This is a genomic window from Streptomyces sp. CB01249 (assembly GCF_001905735.1).
Lineage (GTDB): Bacteria > Actinomycetota > Actinomycetes > Streptomycetales > Streptomycetaceae > Streptomyces.
In genome coordinates, this window is record NZ_LISW01000002.1 from 140,675 (window position 1) to 157,120 (window position 16,446).

The 16,446-nt window shown below is 71.3% G+C and carries 21 protein-coding genes; 12 read left to right on the plus strand and 9 right to left on the minus strand.

What is annotated here, in order from left to right:
- Positions 1-65 precede the first annotated feature (65 nt).
- Positions 66-233: a hypothetical protein gene (locus AMK18_RS34850; protein WP_198956968.1), complete on the minus strand. Its 168-nt coding sequence runs from the start codon at positions 231-233 to the stop codon at positions 66-68.
- A 140-nt stretch (positions 234-373) separates the two neighbouring features.
- Between AMK18_RS34850 and AMK18_RS08935 the strand changes: the two genes are divergently transcribed.
- The 4 genes from AMK18_RS08935 (at position 374) to AMK18_RS08950 (ending at position 3,789) form a co-directional block, all read left to right on the plus strand.
- Entirely contained in the window at positions 374-1,630 is a 1,257-nt protein-coding gene (locus AMK18_RS08935; protein ID WP_073862409.1) for a helix-turn-helix domain-containing protein, read from the plus strand.
- Positions 1,627-2,133: an NUDIX domain-containing protein gene (locus AMK18_RS08940; RefSeq protein ID WP_073862410.1), complete on the plus strand. Its 507-nt coding sequence runs from the start codon at positions 1,627-1,629 to the stop codon at positions 2,131-2,133. Before AMK18_RS08935 ends, AMK18_RS08940 begins: the two co-directional genes overlap by 4 nt.
- Before the next feature lie 87 nt (positions 2,134-2,220).
- The gene (gene hemC / locus AMK18_RS08945) at positions 2,221-3,153 is read left to right on the plus strand and encodes a hydroxymethylbilane synthase (RefSeq protein ID WP_073862411.1); all 933 of its coding nucleotides are present in this window, start codon (positions 2,221-2,223) and stop codon (positions 3,151-3,153) included.
- 75 nt (positions 3,154-3,228) lie between these two features.
- Positions 3,229-3,789, plus strand: coding sequence for a nitroreductase family protein (locus AMK18_RS08950; RefSeq protein ID WP_073862412.1), 561 nt, complete (start codon positions 3,229-3,231; stop codon positions 3,787-3,789).
- A 76-nt stretch (positions 3,790-3,865) separates the two neighbouring features.
- Here the strand turns inward: AMK18_RS08950 and AMK18_RS08955 are convergent, their stop codons facing one another.
- Positions 3,866-4,132, minus strand: a complete 267-nt coding sequence (locus AMK18_RS08955; RefSeq protein ID WP_073862413.1) for a DUF397 domain-containing protein — start codon at positions 4,130-4,132, stop codon at positions 3,866-3,868.
- Positions 4,113-4,955, minus strand: coding sequence for a helix-turn-helix domain-containing protein (locus AMK18_RS08960; protein WP_073862414.1), 843 nt, complete (start codon positions 4,953-4,955; stop codon positions 4,113-4,115). The genes AMK18_RS08955 and AMK18_RS08960 overlap by 20 nt, the downstream gene beginning before the upstream one ends.
- Before the next feature lie 113 nt (positions 4,956-5,068).
- On the opposite strand from AMK18_RS08960, the gene AMK18_RS08965 reads away from it, so the two are divergent.
- The 5 genes from AMK18_RS08965 to AMK18_RS08985 are packed head-to-tail and all read left to right on the plus strand — an operon-like array spanning position 5,069 to position 7,417.
- Positions 5,069-5,305, plus strand: coding sequence for a hypothetical protein (locus tag AMK18_RS08965; protein WP_018101556.1), 237 nt, complete (start codon positions 5,069-5,071; stop codon positions 5,303-5,305).
- A complete protein-coding gene (locus AMK18_RS08970) occupies positions 5,302-5,541 on the plus strand; it encodes a hypothetical protein (RefSeq protein WP_018101555.1) in 240 nt (79 codons plus the stop codon). The genes AMK18_RS08965 and AMK18_RS08970 overlap by 4 nt, the downstream gene beginning before the upstream one ends.
- On the plus strand, positions 5,538-5,924 hold the full coding sequence (locus AMK18_RS08975) for a HEAT repeat domain-containing protein (RefSeq protein WP_073862415.1): 387 nt from the start codon (positions 5,538-5,540) through the stop codon (positions 5,922-5,924). The genes AMK18_RS08970 and AMK18_RS08975 overlap by 4 nt, the downstream gene beginning before the upstream one ends.
- A 9-nt stretch (positions 5,925-5,933) precedes the next feature.
- Complete coding sequence (locus AMK18_RS08980) at positions 5,934-6,755, plus strand: inositol monophosphatase family protein (protein WP_073862416.1); 822 nt, start codon at positions 5,934-5,936, stop codon at positions 6,753-6,755.
- Positions 6,756-6,814: 59 nt separating this feature from the next.
- On the plus strand, positions 6,815-7,417 hold the full coding sequence (locus tag AMK18_RS08985) for a Uma2 family endonuclease (protein ID WP_073862417.1): 603 nt from the start codon (positions 6,815-6,817) through the stop codon (positions 7,415-7,417).
- Between the two features lie 60 nt (positions 7,418-7,477).
- On the opposite strand, the gene AMK18_RS08990 is transcribed toward AMK18_RS08985, so the two are convergent.
- The 4 genes from AMK18_RS08990 to AMK18_RS09005 all read right to left on the minus strand — a co-directional run bounded on the left by AMK18_RS08990 (position 7,478) and on the right by AMK18_RS09005 (position 12,852).
- Positions 7,478-9,040, minus strand: a complete 1,563-nt coding sequence (locus tag AMK18_RS08990) for an FG-GAP repeat domain-containing protein (protein WP_107422332.1) — start codon at positions 9,038-9,040, stop codon at positions 7,478-7,480.
- Positions 9,041-9,333: 293 nt separating this feature from the next.
- Positions 9,334-10,857 (minus strand): PTS transporter subunit EIIC, encoded by a 1,524-nt coding sequence (locus tag AMK18_RS08995; RefSeq protein ID WP_073862419.1) that lies wholly within the window; start codon positions 10,855-10,857, stop codon positions 9,334-9,336.
- A gap of 40 nt (positions 10,858-10,897) precedes the next feature.
- Positions 10,898-11,854: an N-acetylmuramic acid 6-phosphate etherase gene (murQ, locus tag AMK18_RS09000; RefSeq protein ID WP_018101551.1), complete on the minus strand. Its 957-nt coding sequence runs from the start codon at positions 11,852-11,854 to the stop codon at positions 10,898-10,900.
- Between the two features lie 80 nt (positions 11,855-11,934).
- Positions 11,935-12,852 carry a MurR/RpiR family transcriptional regulator gene (locus AMK18_RS09005; RefSeq protein ID WP_018101550.1) on the minus strand — a complete coding sequence of 306 codons (918 nt, stop codon included), beginning with the start codon at positions 12,850-12,852 and terminating at the stop codon, positions 11,935-11,937.
- A gap of 98 nt (positions 12,853-12,950) precedes the next feature.
- On the opposite strand from AMK18_RS09005, the gene AMK18_RS09010 reads away from it, so the two are divergent.
- Complete coding sequence (locus AMK18_RS09010; protein WP_018101549.1) at positions 12,951-13,343, plus strand: hypothetical protein; 393 nt, start codon at positions 12,951-12,953, stop codon at positions 13,341-13,343.
- A gap of 4 nt (positions 13,344-13,347) precedes the next feature.
- Positions 13,348-13,623: a DUF4031 domain-containing protein gene (locus AMK18_RS09015; protein WP_018101548.1), complete on the plus strand. Its 276-nt coding sequence runs from the start codon at positions 13,348-13,350 to the stop codon at positions 13,621-13,623.
- Between the two features lie 64 nt (positions 13,624-13,687).
- Here AMK18_RS09015 and AMK18_RS09020 read toward each other — a convergent pair whose 3' ends face one another.
- Both AMK18_RS09020 and AMK18_RS09025 read right to left on the minus strand, forming a co-directional pair.
- The gene (locus AMK18_RS09020; protein ID WP_073863205.1) at positions 13,688-14,914 is read right to left on the minus strand and encodes a Cmx/CmrA family chloramphenicol efflux MFS transporter; all 1,227 of its coding nucleotides are present in this window, start codon (positions 14,912-14,914) and stop codon (positions 13,688-13,690) included.
- 91 nt (positions 14,915-15,005) lie between these two features.
- Positions 15,006-15,668, minus strand: coding sequence for an HD domain-containing protein (locus AMK18_RS09025; RefSeq protein WP_073862420.1), 663 nt, complete (start codon positions 15,666-15,668; stop codon positions 15,006-15,008).
- A gap of 82 nt (positions 15,669-15,750) precedes the next feature.
- Here AMK18_RS09025 and AMK18_RS09030 point away from each other — a divergent pair, with 82 nt between their 5' ends.
- The gene (locus tag AMK18_RS09030; protein WP_073862421.1) at positions 15,751-16,431 is read left to right on the plus strand and encodes a maleylpyruvate isomerase family mycothiol-dependent enzyme; all 681 of its coding nucleotides are present in this window, start codon (positions 15,751-15,753) and stop codon (positions 16,429-16,431) included.
- Positions 16,432-16,446: the final 15 nt, after the last annotated feature.

Here is a 16,446-nt window from a genome sequence, read left to right on the forward strand (position 1 = left end):
ACTTCGTGATGCGGACGATCGGCGGGGCCGACGCGGCAGCCGCGCCGGCCCGCCTTCCTGGAGTGCTACTCGATGTCGTTCAGGTTCCCGTCGCCGCCCGGCCACGGGGCGTCGCCCGAGCTTCCCTGGTTGTCCGACCGGAGGCTGTCGTACCGGTCGTGCACGGCGGTCAGTTCCTCGACTGCCACCAGAAGGCCGTTCTGCGCCGGAGGTGTCGTAGCGCTGTCTGCCACTTCTTGCTCCTTCCGTCATCGAGCCTTCAGTCAACGGCGCCGGCGGGGCAGGAAGGGACTCCGAGAGGTGACTCCGAGGCGGAGTCACCGGGAGGTCGCCGCGCGTAGCATCAGTGCAACTGGCAGTAGGGGGACGGGTCATGGATCGCCAGGCGTCGGAACCGCGCGATGTCGTCGCAGGGCTGCTCGACAACCCTCGTCTGCTCGCGCTGCTCGCCGAACGCGACATGGGAGCGCTCTTCCGTCTTCTCAACCACCGGGGCGTCAGCACCCGACGCCTCGCAGCGGCCGTCGACATCACGCAGGGGCGGCTCTACGACTACATGAACGGCAAGAGCCGGGTCGAGAAGCTCTTCCTGTTCGAGCAGATCGCCGACGCCTTCCACATTCCCGGTCAACTCCTCGGGTTGGCGCGAAGAGAGTGGGAGCCTCAGGGGACCGCGGAGGCCCAGGGCGCGGACCGGTCGCTCCCCGACAGCGATGACCTGGCTGCGATGAATGCCTTCCGTACCGCCGACCGGCAGACGGGCGGTGGCCGGTTGTACCAGGCGGTCGTGCATCACCTCGGTGACCGCGTGGCCCCGCGGCTGGTCGACGCCGACACCGGGCCGCAGATCTTCGCCGCAGCAGCGGCCTTGACGGAAATGGCCGGCTGGATGGCGCACGATTCGGGCCGGGACGACCTGGCAGCCCGGCACTTCACACGCGCGCTTCCGCTGGCCCGCACATCCGGCGACTTATCCCTGGCCGCGCACGTCGCCGCCAGCAGCAGCCACCTCGCGTTGCAGGGCGGAAACGCTTCGCAGGCCGCACACTGGGCCCTGACCGGCCTCGATCTCGCCGGGAGAGGTCCGCGTATCCCGGTCCTGGTGGCTCGGCTGCACACCATGCACGCCCGCGCCCTGGCCGCGGTCTCCCAGTGCACCCCGGCGTCCCGGGCCCTGGAGCAGGCCCACCGAGCACTCAGTGCACCGGCGGACGCCGACCACCCCTGGCTGAGCCCCTTCGACAAGGCCGCACTGGCCAGCGAGTCCGCCCTCATCATGCGTGACCTGGGACGGCACGATCAGGCGATGGCACACGCCGAGAACGCCGTACGGCTCCGTGAGGACGGCCGCGCGCGGTCCCTCGCATTGAGCCGCATTACACTCGCGGCAGTCCACGTACACCGGACGGACCTCGATGCGGCGATCGGCGTCGGCCACGATCTCCTCGGCACAAGCCCCACCCTTGGCTCCGTCCGGGTGCTGCGCCAACTCGACGAGTTGAGAGACCTCTTGGAGTCACACGCGGGATACCGGCCGGTACGGGACTACCTGGCGCGATTCGAGGACGCGCGGCGGGCAAGAATGCTGCTGCTGGCCGACATCATCACGCCCAGGGGAGGCACCCCATGACTCCGACGCCTGGCGACCCCGACGCCTGGAACGCGTACCTTGCCGAAGGGAATGCCAAGCAAGCCCGCAAACGTGTGGCGGCCGATGTGCTCCTCCGGGACCCCACCGGGCGGGTTCTGCTCGTCAATCCGACCTACAAACCTGGCTGGGACCTTCCCGGCGGCATGGCCGAGGCCAACGAGCCACCCGAAGAGGCTGTTCGCCGTGAGCTACGGGAGGAGCTGGGCCAGGACATCTCGCTGCGTGGGCTCCTGGTCGTGGACTGGGTCGCTCCCCATGGCCCGTGGGACGACCAGATCGCCTTCGTCTTCGACGGCGGCACGCTGGAGTACGCCGAGGAGCTGCGCCCTCACGATCAGGAACTGTCCGAGGCGCGCTTCGTCCCGCTGGACAAGGCGCGCGAGCTGGTCGGGGACCGTTTGCGGCGTCGGCTGGACGCCGCCGTTGCCGCACTGGAGCGCGGGCGACCGCTGTATCTGCACGATGGCGTCATCAGCTGGTGAACTCCGCCGAGGTGATGCGGTGGCGCAGCCCCGGACAGGGCACCGTGGGAGATGGAATTGCCGAATCCACGGGTCTAACGTGCCCCTATGCCGGTTGATCTGATTCGTATCGTTTCCCGTGACTCGCCGATGGCTCTCGCTCAGGTGGAGCGTGTCCGTGCCGAGTTGGCCGTGCTTCATCCCGGGGTCGAGACCGCCGTTCTTCCCGTGAAGACGACGGGTGACAAGTGGATGGGGGACCTCAGCGCGGTCGAGGGGAAGGGGGCGTTCACCAAGGAGGTGGATGCGGCCCTTCTCGCCGGTGAGGCCGATCTTGCCGTGCACTGCGTCAAGGACATCCCGGCGGACCGGCCCCTTCCGGCCGGTACGACCTTCGCGGCCTTTCTGAAGCGGGACGACATCCGGGACGCGCTCGTCCACCCCGGCGGGCTCACCCTCGACGCGCTTCCGGCCGGGACCCGGGTCGGGACCTCGTCCGTGCGTCGGGTCGCGCAGCTCGCCGCCTCGCATCCGCACCTCGAGTGCGTTCCGATGCGCGGCAACGCGAACAACCGACTGGCGAAGCTCGACGCGGGCGACGCGGACGCGCTGCTGCTGGCCGTCGCCGGGCTGGAGCGGATCGGGCGGACCGACGTCATCACCGAGGTCCTGTCGACCGAGACGATGATTCCGCCGATCGGCGCGGGGGTCCTCGCGCTTCAGTGCCGAGAGGGCGACGCCGAGATCATCGACGCCATCAGCCCGCTCGGCGACCCCGACGCGTACCGGGAGACGCAGGCCGAGCGCATGCTTCTGCACGTGTTGCAGGGCCACTGCAACAGCCCGATCGCCGGATTCGCCCGGGTCGCGGGCAACGGCGAACTCTCGCTCCGGGCCTGCGTGTTCTCGCCGGACGGCAAGACCGTCCTCAACGCCCACGAGTGGGCGGGCCGCCTCGACCCGGCCACGCTCGGAACGTCCGTCGCGGTCGCGCTGCTGCGGCAGGGGGCGCGCGAGCTGATCGATGGCATCGCGCACTAGCACGCGTATCGAGGCGTGATCAGGCCGCTCGCAGCGGTCGGAATACGTACGCGCGGGCGCCGGTTGCAGCGGAGCATGCACCGTCCTCAGCGGCCGACCAGCGGCATACACCCCCTGCTTGCCGGGCGATTCAGTCCCTACCGGTTCGATCCGGCGGCGGCTGTCGACGACCACGCGCTCGGGCTTCTGCTGGAGGCCGCGCGGTGGGCGCCGTCGGCGGGGAACTCCCAGCCGTGGGGCTTCTTCACCGGCAGGCCCGGTGAGCCGGAGCATGACCGGATGGTGCCTCACCTCGCGCCGAGCTCGGCCCGTTGGGCGACGGACGCGGGTCTGCTCGTCGTCACCCTCACGCGCCGGTACGTCGATGAGACGCAGGTGCTCTACTCCGAGTTCGCGGACTACGACCTCGGCCAGGCCATCGCCCACATGACGGTCCAGGCCCAGGCCATGGGGCTGGCCGCGCACCAATTCCGGGCGTTCGACCTGGAAGGGATCACGAAGGAGCTGGCCCCGAACCCGGGCTGGGCGATCGTTTCCATGGTCGCGGTGGGCAAGGCCGCTGACGGGCCCCGGGAGGGCCGTGACCGGCGCAGCGTCGCGCACCTGCGCTCCGCTCCCTGGTCACCGGTGGAGTAGCAGCCGCGCCGGGGCTGAGGTCAAGGGCCGGTACCACCGTGTGCGTCAGTGGTACCGGCGTTCGGCTCTTGCCGTCTCAGGCGTGCTTGAGGTCGGTGACGAACTGCTGCCAGGCGGTCGTTGCGAACACGACCGCCGGGCCGTCGGTGACCTTCGAGTCGCGGACGGGGACCATGTCCGGGACGCCGTCGAGGACTTCGAGGCAGTCGCCGCCGTCGCCCCCGCTGTACGTGGACTTGCGCCAAGTTGCGACCTCTACGCAGTTGCCGCCGTCGCCGCCGCTGTACGAGGACTTCTGCCAAGTGGCCGTGGACAGATCGTAGTTAGAACTGTTGTGCTTCATGTTCGTAATCCTCCGCCACCGACTCGATCAACGCCAGGGACGCTGCCGGTGAGAGCGCGCTGGCCACGACCAGATCGTAGGTGAGTTCGTACTGCCGGACCGTTGCCGGATCGTCTTGCAGATGGCCGATGCCCATGCCGTCCGCGTAGGCGAGTGGTGGCTCGTCGGCGAACGACATCAGCTTGAGGGAGCCGGTCAGGGCTGCGTGGGCGCCTGCGGAGAACGGCAGCACTTGCACGATGATGCGGTGCTGCCTTATCAAGTCGGCGATGTGGCGGAGAGCCTCCGCCATGCATTCGGGTCCGCCAACCTTCCGACGTAACACCGCTTCGTCCAACACGGCCCACAACATCGGCAGTGTTGGATCGGCGAGGAGCAGTGTTCGGTCGAGACGGGCTGCCACCAGTTCATCGATCACGCTCTCGACGGCCGTGGGCTGATACTCCCTGAACACCGCTCGTGCGTACGCCTCCGTCTGCAACAGGCCCGGGATGAGCTGCGGCGCGTACTGCTTGATCTCGGTCGCCCGCGCCTCTGCCTCCGCCGCTTCCACGAAGTGATCCGGGTACTTCGACTTCTCCAAAGCCGCACAGTTGCGCTTGAAGAAGCCATCCGCGTTCAGAACCTCGTCAAGATTGATCGCCTGGTCCATCTGCATGCTTCGGGAGCCGTTCTCCAGATGGCCGATGAACGAGCCGCTGACGTACAGCAGATCGCCCAGCTCGGTCTGGGAGAGGTTCGCGCTCTCTCTTCGGTGGCGGAGTTCGGAGCCCAGGAGGGCGCGAGGAGAAGAGGCGGGGTCGAGTTTCTTGGGACCTGGCATGACAACTCCCTGTTACACACGTGGGTTTGTTGGGCCTGCGGCTCTTCCAGGCTAGCGAGAGAATCACCACTCTGGGTATGCATCGTCATTACTCAGCGTGGAAGGAATGGATCATGACGACAACGGAACGGCGCAGGGCGGCAGTGGCGAAGATTCGGGAGGCGGAGGAGGTGGTGGCGTTGCTGAGAGAGGGCTTCGCGCGGGCCGGGGTGAAGCTGCCCTCGCTGCGCATCGACGCGGCCTCGTGTGCGGGTGAGGACCCGGCGGTCCTGGTGGACCTGGGGCGCTGCAACCTCGCGGCGGCGCAGCAGCTCAGCCGGGTGCTGGACGAGAGGGCGGCGGCGTCGTGACGGGCGAGGAGGGCCTGGAGGCGTGTACGCCGGAGCCGGGGTCGTTCGCGGTGGACGTGCGGGACGGGCGGATCGGGCGGGTGCTGGGGCGCGTCGGGCCGTACGTGCGGCTGCGGCCGCCGGGGGGCGGGGTGGTGTGGGACTGCCCGGCCGACTCCGTACGGCAGGCGCCGCCGGGGGCGGTGCTGCGGGCGCGGGTGACGGAGATCAACCGGGAAGGGCAGTTGCCGCGATGAGCGCGTGGGAGGCGGGCTTGGTCGCGGCGTCGTCTCCCTCGTGGGAGCGGCGGGCCGGTGCGGGGTGGGACCTCGCGGCCTTCGCGGAGGTGCCGGAGGCCGCGGAGGTGCTGGTGCGGCTGCTGCTGGACGCGGAGGACACGGCGGTGACCCGGCGGACGGCGGAGGCCCTGGCCCGGGTGGGGTCGGTGGCGGCGGTGCGGGTGCTTGCCCGTGCGGTGGCCGGGGCGGACGACGGGCAGGCGGACTGGTTGGAGACCGGGGTGCTGGACGCGGAGGTGCCGGACCTTGCGGCGGCCTGCGCGGCGCTTGCGTGGGACCGGGATGAGGAGGTCCGGCGAGGGGCTGCGGAGCTCATGGTGTGGGTGAGGGGCGGGAGTTAGCCTGCGGAGATGGTGACCATGGACATGGAAAGCGATGCGCTGGTGGCCCTCCGGGCCGCTTCCGCGGGGGCGGCCGTCGTACGCGAGATGTACGGGGCGTCGCTGGCGCGGTACGAGAAGGGCGGCGGTGACTTCGCCACGGCCGCCGACATCGCGGCGGAGGAGGCCGTGCTCGACGTACTGCGCGCGGCGCGGCCCGATGACGCGGTGACGGGTGAGGAGAGCGGGGCGACCGGGGCGGCCGGGGCGGGGCGGCGGTGGCTGGTCGACCCGCTGTGCGGGACGCTCAACTACGCGGTGGGCAACATGCTCGTCGCGGTGAACGTCGCGCTCCGGGACGCCGCCTCCTCCCGCATCACGGCGGCCGCCTCCGCCGATCCGTTCAGCGGCGAGGTCTTCTGGACGGACGGGGCGGGGGCGTGGGTCCGGGGCTCGGACGGCCGGGACGCCCGCCTCATACCCTCGACGGGGTCGCGGCTTGTGGACCTGAACCTGGACCCGCCGTTTCCGCATGCGCCGGGGTTCCGGGCGGTGGAGGTCATGGCCGCGCCGGAGTTCGTCTCCGGGTTCCGCCCGCGCGTCGTCTCCAGCACGGTGGCCGTCGCGTGGGTGGCGGCGGGGCGCCGTGCCGCGTACCTCACCGACGGCGGCCCCGGCCTCCGCCTGGACAGCGTCCACTTCGCGGCGGGCATCGCGCTGTGCGAGGCGGCGGGCTGCGTGGTGACGGGGATCGACGGGCTGCCGGTGGACCAGGGCGCGGGCGGGCTGGTGGTGGCTGCGGACCGGGAGACGCATGGGGTGTTGCTGGGGTTGGTTCAGGGGCAACGGTGAGCGGCGCTCGGTGCGCCGGTCACTCGGGCAGGCTTGGGCTTCGGAGAGGGAGGCCGGCGATGGAAGCGAGGGCGGGACACCAGCCAGGTACCGGCGGCCCCCCGTGGGACTACCTGTTGGACGCATGGCGGGAACTGGACGTGCCCGAGGGATGGCACGCCGAGATCGAGGCGGAGCGGATCCGCTTGGTGCCGCCGTCGCATGCGCATCACGCCGCGATCGCCGCTGAAGTGCAGCGCTGCCTCTATGCGCGTCTGCCTGACGAGCTGGGTTCCTACCGGACGCTGAGTGTGCACGCGGCACCCCTCGGCAAGCTGTACGTCCCCGACGTCGTAGTCATGCCGTCCGAGCTGATCGCGGCGGCCGATCCGGACACCCTCGACCCGATGGACGCCTCCGACGCCCTCCTCGTCGTGGAGATCACCTCGAAGGGCAACGCCCGCGAGGACCGTACGAAGAAGTACCGCGCCTACGCCCGGGCGGGGGTGCCGATGTACCTGCTGATCGACCGGTTCGACACCCGGGGCGCCATGGTCACCCTGTTCACGGAGCCGAGTGAGCACGGCACGTACAAGCACTCCGACGCGGTGCCGTTCGGTAAGCCGCTCGCGCTTCCCGCGCCGTTCGACGTCACGCTGCCCACGGACGGTTTTCCGGTCTGAGGGCTACGACGAAGGCGCCCTCCCGCGCATGTGCGAGGGAGGGCGCCGGCGGCGTGGTGATCAGTACAGGCCGTTGTAGATGTCGAAGCCGTAGCCGATCTGTATGCGCTTGCTGATCGTGCCGGTGCCGGAGGACGTGTAGCGGTACAGGTCGCCGTAGCCGTTGACCCCGACCAGGTCGGCCCGGCCGTCCCCGTTGATGTCGCCGGGCGCGGCGAACTTGTCGTAGATGTCGAAGCCGTAGCCGATCTTCACGCGAGCCTTGAGCGGTGCGGACGCCTGGCCCGTGCCCTCGTACAGGTACAGCGTGCCGTCCTTGGCGACGGCCACCACATCGGCCCTGCCGTCATCCGTGAGGTCGCCGGCGCCGACGATGTGGCGGTACGTGCCGTAGCCGTAGCCGACCTTGATCTTGGCGCCGAACTCCGTGAGGCCGTTGCCTGGATACAGGTACAGGTCGCCCTTGGTGTCGCGGGCCAGCAGGTCGCCCTTGCCGTCACCGCTCAGGTCGCCCGGCCCGATGAGATCGTCGTAGACGCCCCAGCCGCTGCCGAAGGAGTGGTTCCCGATGGTCAGCCCACCGCCCTGCACCTGGAGCAGTTCGGCCCGGCCGTCGGCGTCGAGGGAGGAGACGAGCCTCGTCAGCCCGGACTGGGCGGTGTAGTAGAACGTGCGGGGGGAGAACTGTCCGTTGTTCCTGGAGTCGTACCACCACGAACTGCCGTTGTCGGTGGTGCCCACGGCCTCATGCTTGCCGAAGTCGGGGTTGCCGCCCTGGCCGACGAACAGGGCGGCCTTCTGCCAGCCGAAGGCATCGGCGGCACGCGTGCGGAAGCCGCCCTGACCGGTGGACCGGTAGATGTACGTCTCGCCATTCGGCTTGCGGCCCATGAGGTCGCCGTGGCCGTCTCCGTTGAGGTCGTCGACACCCACGAGCTGGTTGTAGATCTCGAAGCCGTAGCCGATTTTGTTGGGCGCCTTGAAGGGCTTCGCCGCGTCGCCGGTGCCCGCGAGGAAGTACAGGTCGCCAGCCCTGGTGCGGGTGACGACATCGCCGAACCCGTCACCGTTGCTGTCGTTGAGGCCGACGATCTGGTCGTACGTCTCCCAGCCGGAGGCCACCTTGACCGCGGGCGCGAAGGGCTCGCCCTTGATGGCGCCGGTGGAGGCGTGGAGGTAGACGTCACCGGAGGGCGTGCGCGCGAGCAGGTCGTTGCGGCCGTCACCGGTCAGGTCGCCGGGGGAGAGGATCTTGTTGTACTTCTGCCAGCCGTCACCGGACCATGTGGCGGGGGAGGTCCTCTCCTCGCCCGCGCTCGGGTACAGCGTGAGCGTGCCGGTCGCGGACAGCGTGACGATCTCGGGCGGGCCGTCGGCGTTGAGGTCGCCCATCGCGATGATGTCCTTGTGCATCTCCTGCTGGTCGGTGGCGGGGATGCGGAACGGGTAGTCCGGGGTGTTCGGGCCCGTCTTGACGTACAGGCCGCCGTCCACGCCGCGGTAGATGAGGTCGTTGTCGCCGTTGCCGTTCAGGTCCAGGCGCGGCTTCGTAGTGACCGGGGTCTCGGGGCCGCCGGAGCCCCTGGAGGCGTCGTCGGCCGAGGCCGGAACCGCCAGCAGCATGCCGGCGGAGAGAACGAGTGCGGTGCAGGCCGAGATCCGTCTCGCGCGCTTCGCGCGTGCGGGACCGAAACGGCCGGGTGTAGCGGAAGACAATGTCCCCCCAGGGATTCTCCGCGCATGGGTGTCACCAGCGGGACGGAAGTGATTCAGGCTTGAATCAGCTGGTGTTCACATCGACCCGCGCCGGCTCTCCTTGGAGGGGGCTGTTTTCAGTCATCCTTGGCGTATCTTCGGCCACGACAGAGCGGCGGCCCCCGTGGTGAAGGGGGCCGCCGCTCCGTTTCGCGCGTGTCTCAGACCGCCGCCGGCGCCTTCGCCGCTCCGGAAGGCGTGGCCGGGTCCGGGGTCGCCGCTGCCGTGGCGGTGTCCTCCTCCTGGCTCACGTTGAACTCCGCCAGGAGTTCCCCGCTGAAGCCGAAGAAGTACGTGGCGAGGAAGCCCGCGACGTAGCCGACGAGCAGGCCGCCCGCGTAGATCGCGATCGTCGCGCCCAGGCCGTGGTTGCCGTCGAGGAGGGGGAACAGGGCCCAGCCCGACGGGCCGATCGCGGTCGAGCCGACCGCGTCGCCCAGCTGGTTGAAGAAGCCGACGAACGCGCCGCCGAACGCACCGCCCACGCAGGCCGTGATGAACGGGCGGCCGAGCGGCAGCGAGACGCCGTAGATCAGGGGTTCGCCGACGCCCAGGAAACCGGCGGGCAGGGCGGACTTGATGGTCTTGCGGATCGACTCGTTGCGCGGGAGGCGGAAGTACGTGGCGATGGCCGCGCCGACCTGGCCCGCACCGGCCATGGCGAGGATCGGGAGCAGGACCGTGTAGCCCTGCTGCTCGATCAGCGTGGTGTGGATCGGGATCAGCGCCTGGTGCAGGCCCAGCATGACCAGCGGGAGGAAGAAGCCGCCCAGGATCAGGCCCGCGCCCGCGCCGCCGTTGGAGAGCAGCCAGTCCGCGAAGTCGCCGATCGCGGTGGAGACCTCGCCCGCCACGTACATCAGGCCGAAGATCGTGACCAGGCCGGAGATGAGGACCGTCAGCGTCGGCGTGACCAGCACGTCCAGCGCCTCCGGCACCCAGCGGCGGCACCACTTCTCCACGTACACCGCGAGCACCGCCGCGCCGAGGGCGCCGAGGACGCCGCCCTGGCCGGGGGAGAGCTTCTGGCCGAACGCCTCGATGTTCGCGACGCCCGGGAAGACGATGATCGCCGCGACCGCACCGCCGAGGATCGGCGTGCCGCCGAACTCCTTCGCGGTGTTGTAGCCGACGAAGACCGCGATCAGGGCCATGAAGCCGGAGGCCATCGCGGCGAGCGCCGGGGTGACCGACGGCAGCCATTCGAGGTTGACCAGCAGGCCGTTGAGCCCGGCGATGATGCCGCAGCCGATCAGGGCCGGGATCAGCGGCACGAAGATGTTGGCGATCTTGCGCAGGAACAGCTTGAACGGCGTCGCGTTCTTCGCCTTGCGGGCCGCCTTCATCGCGGCGCCCTGCGCGGCCAGCTCCTCCGCCGTGAGCGGGGAGGCGTCGGCCGGGGCGGGAGCCGGGGCCTCCGCCCTGCCCTCCTCGACCAGCTTCTCGAACTCCGGGGTGACGCGGGCGACCGTACCGGGACCGAGGACGATCTGGTACGTGTCGTCCTCGACCACGCCCATGACCGCGGGGACGGCCTTCAGCGCGTCGTCCTGGACGAGCGAACGGTCGTGCAGCCCGAGCCGGAGCCGGGTCATGCAGTGGGCGATGGAGCTGACATTCGCGGCGCCACCGACGAGCGGAAGGATCGCGGCGGCAGTGGCGCGGTTCTTGTCTTCTGTAGCCATGGTGCGTGGTGCCTTGCTGTGCGGGGGACGTGCGTGGGGGTCAGGTGGTGCGGGGGGCGGCGGCGAGTGCGGCGCGGAGGTGGCCGGCCGACTCGGTGAGGAGCGTGGCGGCCGTGGGGCCGTCGACCTGGCCGAGGATCGTCAGGATGGCGTTCTTCACCTCGCCGTCCGTGGCGGCGAGAGCCGTCTCGATCTCCTCGTCGGACGCGCCGGTGGCCAGCGCGACGATGCGCCGGGAGCGGGCCCGCAGCTTCTCGTTGGAGGCACGCACGTCGACCATGAGGTTCCCGTACGTCTTGCCGAGGCGGATCATCGTGATGGTCGAGATCATGTTGAGCACGAGCTTCTGGGCCGTGCCCGCCTTGAGCCGGGTGGAGCCGGTCAGCAGCTCGGGGCCGACGACGACCTCAAGGGGGTGCTCGGCGGCGGCGCCCAGCGCGGAGTCCGCGTTGCACGACAGGCCGAGGGTCAGGGCGCCCTTCGCCCGGGCGTGCTCCACGGCCCCGATCGCGTACGGCGTACGGCCCGAGGCGGAGATGCCGACCACCGTGTCGTCGGCGGTGAGCTCCAGCGCCTCCAGGTCGGCGGCGGCCAGCTCCTTGCTGTCCTCCGCGCCCTCGACGGCGGTGACCATGGCGGACGGGCCGCCCGCGATCAGGCCGACGACATCGGCCGGGTCCGTGTTGAACGTGGGCGGGCACTCGCTGGCGTCCAGCACGCCCAGCCGCCCCGCGGTGCCCGCGCCCGCGTAGATCAGGCGGCCGCCGCGGGCCATGCGCTCGGCGGTGGCGTCGATCGCGGCGGCGATCTCGGGCAGCCGCTCGGCGACGGCGGCCGGGACGGTCTGGTCCTCGCCGTTCATGATCCGGGCGATGTCCGCGGTGGCCAGCCGGTCGATCTCGGCGAGCTCCGGGCGGAACGCCTCGGTGGTGAGGGTCGCGAGCTCGGCGCGCAGCTCGCCGTAGCCGTCGGGGGTGGCGTCGGTCAGGGAGGTCATGGAGGGCGGCTCTGCTTTCTCGTACGGCGTGCGGATGCGGGGCTGTTGCGGGGCGCTGCCGGAAGGCGTCCGGGTGACGGTCAGCGGGTGCGCGGGGTGTGGCGGTGGGCCAGCGCCTCGTAGGAGGCGGCGAGGGCCGGGGCGGCCGTCTCGTACGTACGCTGGGCGACGCCTATGAACAGGCAGTCGACCACCAGGAGCTGGCTGGTGCGGCTCGACATCGCGGCCGGGCGCAGCTCGCTCTCGCGCGCCGTGGACGTCGTCAGCACGTGGTCCGCGTACTGCGTGACGGGGCCGTCGGGGCGGCCGGTGATCGCGACCGTCGTCGCGCCCCGGTCGAAGGCGACGCGCAGGGGCTCTATGACGTCGCCCGTCGAGCCGGAGTGCGTGATCGCGATGGCCATGTCGCCGGAGCGGAGCTGCACGGCGTTGGTCACCGCGAGGTGCGGGTCCGTGTGGGAGTGGGCGATGAGGCCGATCCGGGACAGCTTCTGGGCCAGGTCCTGGCCGACGAGGGAGGACGCGCCCACGCCGTAGATGTCGATGCGGCGCGCGGTGGCGGCGGCGGCGACCGCGGCGCCCAGCTGCACCGTGTCGAGCCCGGCGGCGGTGTCGGCGAGGGTCTGCTGCTCGTCGTAGGCCAGCTTGGCGACCACGTCGGCGATGGGGTCGTCCACCGCTATGTCCGCGGTGACGGCGGGGGCGCGGCCGGACTCCTGGTGGGCGGCGAGGCCGGCGAGCGCGAGGCGCAGGTCGCGGTAGCCCGGATACCCCAGGAGGCGGGCGGTGCGGACCACCGTCGCCTCGCTGGTGCCCGTCAGCTCGGCGAGACCGGTGACCGTCAGGGCGGCGCAGCCCGCCGGGTCGCCTGCGACGGCCTCGGCGACGCGCTGCATGGAGCGGGTCATGGACGGCGACAGCGTCCGCACCTTGGCGGCCAGGGCCGCCGGGGCGGGCGGCGAATCCGTACTGAAACTTTCCTTCAGGTCATTGGTCACCTTTGAAAGATATTTTCAAGTCGGAAAGGCGTCAACCCTCTTTGGTGTGACCTTTGGCGAAAGCCGTTGACGCCGCCATCCGGGTGGACAATGGCTGCATGGAGCAGAATCCGCCGGAGTCCGACCGGCCCGACCGCCTGGAGCAGGCGCTGCACACCGCCCGCGCCCTTGTGATGGCCGACCTCGCCGCCGGGGACGTCGCCGAGGCGCAGATCGTGTCCATGGTCGAGGACGCCGTGACGCACCGCCGCTGGTGGGTGGAGCAGTGGCCGGAGGGGGCGGAGTTCGTCGTCGGACTCGTCGCCCAGGACGTCCAGGACGCGCTCCTGGAGGCGTACGGCCGCTGGCCGCTCTGCCCGGTCTGCGACGCGGGCGACCCGCACGCGCTGGACGTCGAGCCGGAGCTCGGGCCGCACCCGCACTGGGTCTGCACCAAGGCCGCGGTGGCGGTCGCGCCGGTCGGCGCGCTCAGCGGCATACTCCGGCGGTGAGGCGATGACGCTCTACATCGACCCGCCGACCTGGCCCGGGCACGGCCGCCTCTGGTCGCACCTGGTCAGCGATGTGTCCTTCGAGGAGCTGCACGCCTTCGCGGCGTCCATCGGCGCCCCGGAACGGGCCTTCGAGCGCGACCACTACGACATCCCGGCCACGCGGTACGAGGACGCGGTGCGGGCCGGGGCGCGGGAGATCGGCTCGAAGGAGCTCGTCCGGCGGCTGACCGAGGCCGGGCTGCGGCGGCCGAAGGGGCGCCCGGCGCCGAAGCCGTAAGCCCCTCAAGCCCCCGCCGCGCGCCCCCGCTGTACGCCCCCGCCGTACGCCTCAGCCGTACGCCTCAGCCCGTCGCGCACTCCGTCGACTCCACCGGCGCCGCCTGCGGCGAACCCTTCGCCACCAGCCGCGACGCCGCCGAGCCGCGCGCCCGCTGGAGCCGCAGCGAGAACACCACGGCCACCAGCGCCGCCACGGTCATCGCGGCGCCCGCCCATGCCGTCGCCTCGAAGCCGAAGTCCGCGTCGATCACCGTGCCGCCGAGCCAGGGCCCGCCCGTGTTGCCCAGGTTGAACGCGGCGGTCGTCGTCGCCCCCGCCAGCGTCGGCGCGGCGCCCGCCACGTTGAACATCCGGGCGTTCAGCGCGGGCGCGGTGTAGAACGCCGACAGGCCCAGCAGGAACGACAGCGTGATCACGGCCGCCTGGTTCGACGCGAACAGCGCCAGCGCCCCCAGGAACACCGTCGACGCCGCGATCCCGCTCAGCAGCACCCCGAAGAGGTGCGCGTCCGCGACCCGGCCGCCGATCGTCGTACCGACCAGGGCTCCCACGCCGAACAGCGCGAGGACGGTCGGCACCCAGCCGGAGTCGAGCCCGGCCACGTCCGTCAGCAGCGGCGCGAGGTAGCTGAACGCGCAGAACACGCCGCCCGCCGCGAGCGCGGTGATCACGATCGACAGCCACACCTGGCGGTCGCGGTAGATGCCCATCTCCCGCTTGAGCTGCGGCTTCTCGTCCGGCAGCGGGATGCGCGGGATCAGCGTCATCACGCCGGCCAGGGCCACCGCCGAGGCCGCGCCGACCGCCCAGAACGCGGACCGCCAGCCCAGGTTCTCGCCGAGGAACGCGCCCAGCGGGACGCCCAGCACGTTCGCGATGGACAGCCCGCCGATCATCACGGCCATCGCGCGGGCCCGCGCGTTCACCGGCACCATCGCGATGGCGACGGCCGCCCCGACCGCCCAGAAGCCCGCGCACGCGAACGCGCTGACCACGCGGGACGCGAACAGCACCTCGTACGTCGGCGCGAGCGCACCCGCGACCTGGCCGAGGCCGAAGACCGAGATCAGCGCGATGAGCGTGGTGCGGCGCGGCAGCCGCAGCGTCGCCACGGCGAGCAGCGGGGCGCCGACCACCATGCCGATCGCGAACGCGGATATGAGGAGTCCGGCGCGCGGAATCGACACGTCCATGTCGTCCGCGATCGGGGGCAGCAGCCCGGAGAGCATGAACTCGCTCGTGCCCAGGGCGAAGACCGAGAGGCCGAGAATGTATACGGCCAGGGGCATACGGGAAGAGGTGCGCACGGCGGAGTCAGGCATGACAGGTGGCAACAGCGGAAACGTTCCTGACATTCCCCGGCCGCCCGGCCGCCACGGCTCAGCGCGTGAGCAGTTCGAGTTCCGTCAGCAGGTTCTGCCGGGCCTTCGGCTCCCACTCCCTCATCCCGTACGGCGTACGGAACAGCTGCGGCAGTCCCAGGAGCTGCCGCAGCACCGCCGCCCGCCCCTCCCGGAACGCCTCGTCCGGCACGAAGCCGTACTCCTCGCGGACCTGCGCGGCGTACTCCCCGTACTCCTTCGGCGGCGCCGCGAGGATGGCCAGGTCCGCGTCGCACAGCACCTCGCCGTCGGTGTCGCCGGGGGCGGGGTCGTGCGTGACGGTGAGCCGGACGAGCCGGGCGACCTCCCCGGTCACCGCGTCCGGCACCCCGGCCTCCGGGAGCGCCCGCTCGGCGAGCACCGCGCTGCGCTCCTCGTTCTCCGACCGGTCGGGCCGGTACACCGCGTCGTGGAACCAGGCCGCAAGCCGTACGGCGTCCGCGTCGGCGGCGTGCCCGGCGAGGGTGTCGATCCGGTCCAGGACCGCCGCGAGGTGAGCGGTCGTGTGGTACTTGCGCTGCGGCTCCGCCCAGCGGGCGAGAAGGTTGTCGGCGTACGGGAGCGGATCCGGGCCGTCCGCGCCGCCCCGGGCCGCGACGAGGGCGTCGTGCCAGCGGGCGCGGAGCGCTTCCTCGTCCTGCGTGCGGTGTTCGTCCGTCATGCGTACGAGGGTAGGCCCGGCGGCCGGTCACGGCGCGGGCCGCCCGAAGTCCCCCTCCGCAGGCGGGCGTTATGTTGTGGCCATGGCTGACGAACGTGATCCGGAACTGCCCGGTCTGCTGCTGCGCACCGAGCGGGACGTCTTCGTGCCGCTGCTGCGCGAGGCGGACGGCCGTGACTTCGAGCTGCGCACCGCCTGCCCCGGCTGGACCGTGCGGGATGTGCTCGCGCACTGCGGGGCCGCGTTGACGCGGGTGGTGGAGGGCCGGTTCGAGCGGGGGGTGTTCAGCCCGGAGGCCAATGACCGGGACATCGCGGAGCGGGCCGACTGGACGAACGCGCGCATCGTGGACGAGCTGGAACGCGGGATGACCGAGGCGGGTGCGGTCATCGCGGCGGCGGGCGGGGTGATGGACGCGATTGCGCTCGGCGAGTGGGTGCACGCGGGGGACGTGCGCGAGGCGTTCGGCGCGGAGGGGGCCTATGCGGGGGTCGGGCTCGCCCCCGCCCTGGACCTCCTCGCGGCGGTGTCCCGGAAGCGGAGCCCGGTCCCGCTCACCGCCCGGCTGACCGGCGCGGACGGGGAGCTGCGGCTCGGCCCCGAGGACCCCGAGGACGGCGGGCCCGAGGACGGCGGCCGTGAGCGGGGCCGGTACGCCGGGGACGGGGCGACGCTGATCCGCCTGTACGCGGGCCGGCCGCTGACCGGCACGCGGTACGAGCTGGCCGGGGCGCGGGAGGGGGAGCTGAACCTCTTCGGGTGAGGCGGGGTCCGGTGC

What these genes read in the sequence shown, in the direction of transcription:
- AMK18_RS08935 (WP_073862409.1), top strand. Translation starts at nt 374, where the DNA reads ATGGATCGCCAGGCGTCGGAACCGCGCGATGTCGTCGCAGGGCTGCTC.
- AMK18_RS08960 (WP_073862414.1), bottom strand. Translation starts at nt 4,955, where the DNA reads ATGCCAGGTCCCAAGAAACTCGACCCCGCCTCTTCTCCTCGCGCCCTC.
- murQ (WP_018101551.1), bottom strand. Translation starts at nt 11,854, where the DNA reads ATGACCTCCCTGACCGACGCCACCCCCGACGGCTACGGCGAGCTGCGC.
- AMK18_RS08985 (WP_073862417.1), top strand. Translation starts at nt 6,815, where the DNA reads ATGGAAGCGAGGGCGGGACACCAGCCAGGTACCGGCGGCCCCCCGTGG.
- AMK18_RS08955 (WP_073862413.1), bottom strand. Translation starts at nt 4,132, where the DNA reads ATGAAGCACAACAGTTCTAACTACGATCTGTCCACGGCCACTTGGCAG.
- AMK18_RS08975 (WP_073862415.1), top strand. Translation starts at nt 5,538, where the DNA reads ATGAGCGCGTGGGAGGCGGGCTTGGTCGCGGCGTCGTCTCCCTCGTGG.
- AMK18_RS08950 (WP_073862412.1), top strand. Translation starts at nt 3,229, where the DNA reads ATGCACCGTCCTCAGCGGCCGACCAGCGGCATACACCCCCTGCTTGCC.
- hemC (WP_073862411.1), top strand. Translation starts at nt 2,221, where the DNA reads ATGCCGGTTGATCTGATTCGTATCGTTTCCCGTGACTCGCCGATGGCT.
- AMK18_RS08965 (WP_018101556.1), top strand. Translation starts at nt 5,069, where the DNA reads ATGACGACAACGGAACGGCGCAGGGCGGCAGTGGCGAAGATTCGGGAG.
- AMK18_RS08995 (WP_073862419.1), bottom strand. Translation starts at nt 10,857, where the DNA reads ATGGCTACAGAAGACAAGAACCGCGCCACTGCCGCCGCGATCCTTCCG.
- AMK18_RS09030 (WP_073862421.1), top strand. Translation starts at nt 15,751, where the DNA reads ATGGCTGACGAACGTGATCCGGAACTGCCCGGTCTGCTGCTGCGCACC.
- AMK18_RS09015 (WP_018101548.1), top strand. Translation starts at nt 13,348, where the DNA reads ATGACGCTCTACATCGACCCGCCGACCTGGCCCGGGCACGGCCGCCTC.
- AMK18_RS08990 (WP_107422332.1), bottom strand. Translation starts at nt 9,040, where the DNA reads ATGCTGCTGGCGGTTCCGGCCTCGGCCGACGACGCCTCCAGGGGCTCC.
- AMK18_RS08940 (WP_073862410.1), top strand. Translation starts at nt 1,627, where the DNA reads ATGACTCCGACGCCTGGCGACCCCGACGCCTGGAACGCGTACCTTGCC.
- AMK18_RS08980 (WP_073862416.1), top strand. Translation starts at nt 5,934, where the DNA reads ATGGTGACCATGGACATGGAAAGCGATGCGCTGGTGGCCCTCCGGGCC.
- AMK18_RS09020 (WP_073863205.1), bottom strand. Translation starts at nt 14,914, where the DNA reads ATGCCCCTGGCCGTATACATTCTCGGCCTCTCGGTCTTCGCCCTGGGC.
- AMK18_RS09025 (WP_073862420.1), bottom strand. Translation starts at nt 15,668, where the DNA reads ATGACGGACGAACACCGCACGCAGGACGAGGAAGCGCTCCGCGCCCGC.
- AMK18_RS09010 (WP_018101549.1), top strand. Translation starts at nt 12,951, where the DNA reads ATGGAGCAGAATCCGCCGGAGTCCGACCGGCCCGACCGCCTGGAGCAG.